4 protein-coding genes are annotated in these 4,348 nt (G+C 58.8%); 1 reads left to right on the top strand and 3 read right to left on the bottom strand.

All coding sequences use genetic code 11. The features are described 5' to 3' along the window. From VGU61_RS13580 to VGU61_RS13570, 3 genes are all read right to left on the bottom strand, one after another. Positions 1 to 775: hemolysin family protein (locus tag VGU61_RS13580; protein ID WP_326859680.1), on the bottom strand; the 775-nt coding region annotated here is incomplete at its 3' end. Between the two features lie 163 nt (positions 776 to 938). Continuing rightward, positions 939 to 2,417 carry a DNA recombination protein RmuC gene (rmuC, locus tag VGU61_RS13575; RefSeq protein WP_326859679.1) on the bottom strand — a complete coding sequence of 493 codons (1,479 nt, stop codon included), beginning with the start codon at positions 2,415 to 2,417 and terminating at the stop codon, positions 939 to 941. A 105-nt stretch (positions 2,418 to 2,522) separates the two neighbouring features. Then, a complete protein-coding gene (locus VGU61_RS13570; RefSeq protein ID WP_326859678.1) occupies positions 2,523 to 2,933 on the bottom strand; it encodes a group II truncated hemoglobin in 411 nt (136 codons plus the stop codon). Between the two features lie 474 nt (positions 2,934 to 3,407). On the opposite strand from VGU61_RS13570, the gene VGU61_RS13565 reads away from it, so the two are divergent. Beyond that, positions 3,408 to 4,348, top strand: a 941-nt coding sequence (locus tag VGU61_RS13565; protein WP_326859677.1) for an undecaprenyl-phosphate glucose phosphotransferase, incomplete at its 3' end; no start/stop codon positions are given.

Here is a 4,348-nt window from a genome sequence, read left to right as displayed (position 1 = left end):
CCACCCCCAGTACGTCGCTCCAGCCACCGCGCACCACCGGAAAACGGGAATGATGACTCTGCTCCAGGCGCCTGAGATTGTTTTCGAGGGTATCTTCCACATCGAAGTACACGATCTCGCCACGCGGCACCATCAGCGATGCGATCTGCCGGTCGTCGAGACGAAATACGTTGCGGACCATCTGATGCTCGTGCTGCTCGATGGCGCCCGACTCGGAGCCCTCGGCCAGCATCAGGTTGATTTCCTCCTGCGTCACACCGGGATCGCTGCGCTCCGACGCGCCGACGCTGCGCAACACCAGTTGCGTCGAACCGGACAGGAACTTGACGAAGGGCTTGGAAATGGTGGCCAGCCAGAGCATGGGCCGGGCCACCAGGCGGGCGATCGGTTCCGGGCTGATCTGGCCGAGCCGCTTGGGCACCAATTCGCCGAGCACGATCGAAAAATACGTAATGCTGACAACGACCAGGCCGGTTGCGACGTAGCCCGCCCACGGCTCCTCAAGCCCAACCGACTGTAGCCAGATGCTGAACGGCGCGGCCAAAGTCGCCTCGCCGACGATACCGTTCAGGATACCGATCGATGTAATGCCGATCTGCACGGTCGACAAAAACTGGTTCGGATCCTCCCCCAGCTTCATTGCCGCCACGGCCGCTCCGTCACCCGCCTCCGCCAGCTTTTGCAGGCGCACGCGGCGGGCGGTAATCAGCGCGATCTCCGACATCGCAAATGCACCGTTAAGAAGAATCAGGCCAAACAGTAAGGCTATTTCCATATCATGTCAGTAAGAACGAAAAAGTTGTGCGGTCGAAACATCCGGAGCCCGTTCGCGCCCGCGCCCAACGATCGTTCAGGGCGACGCAATCCTGGCGCGGGAATGATTACGGCGAATATCGCAGGCCTGCTATCGGCACCCGCACAAATTTTTGAACAGGCTCTCAGCCGTCCAGGCTTTCGTCCTCGACCTGCAATACTTCGGGACCAAGCAACCGTTGTGCCGATTCCGTCGGCAATGCTTCCACCGACTTCAGTTTACGCGCCATCTGGCGACTGCGGGTTTCAGCTTGCTCAATGTTCTTCGCTGCGCGCTCAAGGGAATTCTTGGTTGCCGCCAGTACATCGCCGAATTTGCCGAACTCGGTTTTCACCGCGCCCAGCACTTGCCACACATCGGACGACCGCTTTTCCAGCGCCAGCGTTCGGAATCCCATCTGCAAACTGTTCAGCAGCGCTGACAGCGTCGAAGGCCCTGCAATGCAGATCCGGCATACCCGTTGCAGTTCATCCGCCAGGCCTGGCCGCCGGATCACTTCCGCATACAGGCCTTCGGTCGGCAGGAACATGATCGCGAAGTCGGTGGTCAGCGGCGGTGACAGGTATTTTTCAGCGATGGTGCGCGCTTCCAGTCGTACCGCCCGCTCCAGTTCGCGGCCGGCCGCGAATACGCCTTCGGCATCGGCCAGCTCCGCCGCTTCGGTCAGGCGCTCGTACTGCTCCTTCGGAAACTTGGCATCGATTGGCATCCATACCGGCTTCTGACCTTCCTCCTGCCCCGGAAGCTTGACCGCGAATTCCACCCGCTCATTGCTGCCCGGAATGGTTTCCACGTTCTTTCCGTACTGATCTGGTGTCAGCAATTGTTCAAGCAGCATTTCAAGCTGTACCTCGCCCCAGGTGCCGCGGGTCTTTACATTGGTCAGCACCCGCTTCAAATCGCCGACGCCGATGGCCAGCTGCTGCATTTCCCCCAGGCCCTGATGCACCTTGTCCAGTCGATCCGACACCAGCTTGAACGATTCGCCGAGGCGCTGCTCCAGCGTCGCGTGCAGCTTTTCATCGACGGTCCTGCGCATCTCCTCCAAGCGCGTGCCGTTGTCGGTTTGCAGATCGCGGATTTTCGATTCCAGCGTTGCACGGACTTCCGACATGCGCTGCGCGTTCGATTCGGTCAGTACGGTCAGCGACTGGTTGAGCGTATCGCCGAAACGCTTCAGCGCGCCCGCCTGTTCTTCCCTGCCCGCCTGTGCCTGCAGGGTGATTGCACGCCGCATCGCATCAAGCTGCTGCGCATTCATCTCGCTCAACTTCGCCAACTGCTGGGCGAAGGAATCGATCTGGCTGTTCTGCAGCGTGGCGATGCCGGTCATCTGGGTCGCCAGTGTTTGCTGGAACTGGGCCAGGCTGCCGTTCAATTCCTGCCGCATGCGCTGGGCGCTGGTCTGGACCTCGCTGCGCAATTCACGTTCGATGCGCTCGGCGGTCTGCTGCTGATGGCGCTGCACGTCATCGCGCAATTGCGCGAGCTCCGGCGAAGCGGTCGCGCCTGTGTCTGATCGCCTGGACATGAACAGCGCGATCAATTGCAGCACGAGAATCGCGGCAAGCAGGGCGAGAAGAAGAATGTCGATCGTGGTCATGAACGGGAAAGTGATACGTGAGAGTAAAGCGTCGTGCTTAGATGAAACTTAATGGTGGGTCGCCTGGCCGCGCAGGCGACTCTGCGGACGGGGTCCGGCACTGTGTCAGCCCGCCCGGTTCCGCATCCAGTCGGCGGTTTCATAAAACGATTGCATCAGGCGCAGCTGCAGTGATTCCTCGACGCCGACGTCCTGCATGGCCCACGCCATGCACCGCAGCCATTGATCGCGTTCGCTTGAAGCGATGGCATAGGGAAGATGGCGTGCACGCAGACGCGGATGGCCGAACCGTTCGATATACATGCCGGGTCCGCCCATCCAGCCGGACAGGAACCAGTAGAGCTTGTCGCGGGAGCTGTCGAGAGGTGTCGGGTGCAGTGCGCGGATACCGGCGAATTCGGGTTCGAGGTCCATCAGGTCATAGAAACGATCGACCAGTTCTCGCAGTTTGGTGTCGCCACCTAGCAAGTCGTAAGCGGTGGGTGAAGCGGAGTCATCGGGATTCATGCTGCGCATGATAGCGCATGAATTGTCGTAGTGAAACCTGGGGAACGAAACATGGATTTTTTGCTCACTTGGTTAATGCATTCGCGCCCGCGACGACGTGAATCCAAAGCGGTTTTCTCTATCGCGCATGTCATCCGCAGGACATAAAAACGCACGTGAAAACAACGATTTTGCGTCGCCGCAAGCGGAACTTTGACCTCTGGCAATGGGCGCTTTGACCGCCCGCAAGCAAGCCCCAGTTTGCAGTTTCGGACTGCTACGAATGATTACCATTGCTTAAAAGGTAATACCCGATAAGACCATCAACGCAACTTTCGATGGCGGCAATCAAGCAACTTTGAAAAGGCATTCCTTGCATATGGCATGCAACTGCAACCGCGATTTTTACCGTAATACCGATCCTGCCCAAAAGGCCGGATCGATCTTCACCGGATTCGTGACAAACGATTCGGAATTGTTGCAACCAATAACACCAGAGGCAACATGCGCGACCTGATTATCCGAAATTCTTCCCGGCTGGAACTATCGATGCGTCTGATGGACGTGCTGGTTCTGGAAATCGCCGGCGCTCTCGCCAGCTGGCTGCATTGGGGTGCGCCGCTGAGCACCACCGCACCGGTGCATACGGTGCTCCTGCACTTCTGCAGCGCCCTCGCCTTCGTCCTGTTCGCACAACTTGAGCTGTACGCCTCATGGCGTGGCCGAGCCATGCCGGAAATGTTCCTGCGCGTCGCCGCATCCTGGGGCATCGTCCTCCTGATCGGCCTGTTCTTCGGCTTCCTGATCAACCACGTCGGTGCGGTGTCGCGCCTGTGGATGTTCTACTGGTATGGCACCGGCGTCGTCTTCCTCGTGGTATATCGCATCGGCGTGTACTTCACCTTGCGCCATCTGCGCCGCAGGGGCTTGAACGCGAAACGCGTCGTCATCGTCGGCTACGGCAGCACCGGCCAGGAGATGCATAAACGCTCACTGATCCAGGATTGGGCCGGTTACGACGTGAAAGCGGTACACGGTGATCCAGGCGATATCGAAAAGATCAAGGACCCGTCGATCGTCCGCCTCAATTCCCTTGAGGAAATCCCAAGCTTTGTCGTTGCCAATCAGATTCACGAAATCTGGATCACTCTTCCGTTGATGGCTTCACCCAAGCTGCAGGAGCTGCAGTATTTGCTGCGCAATGCGCTCGTCGATATCCGCTGGGTGCCCGACCTGCTCGGCCTGCAAATGTTGAGCAACAAGATGGGTGACTTCCTCGGCTTCCCGGCGGTGGACTTGAACCAGCCTGTTTCCAGCGGCATGAACGGTCTGGTAAAGGATCTGTTCGACAAGGTTTTCGCCATCGTTGCGTTGGTGCTACTGGCTCCCCTGTTCCTTATCATCGCCATCCTGATCAAGACATCATCGCCGGGGCCGGTGTTCTT

The organism is Noviherbaspirillum sp. (assembly GCF_035944575.1).
Lineage (GTDB): Bacteria > Pseudomonadota > Gammaproteobacteria > Burkholderiales > Burkholderiaceae_D > Noviherbaspirillum.
The sequence above is the reverse complement of the archived record's forward strand: the minus strand, read 5'-3'. Positions and strand labels throughout refer to the sequence as shown.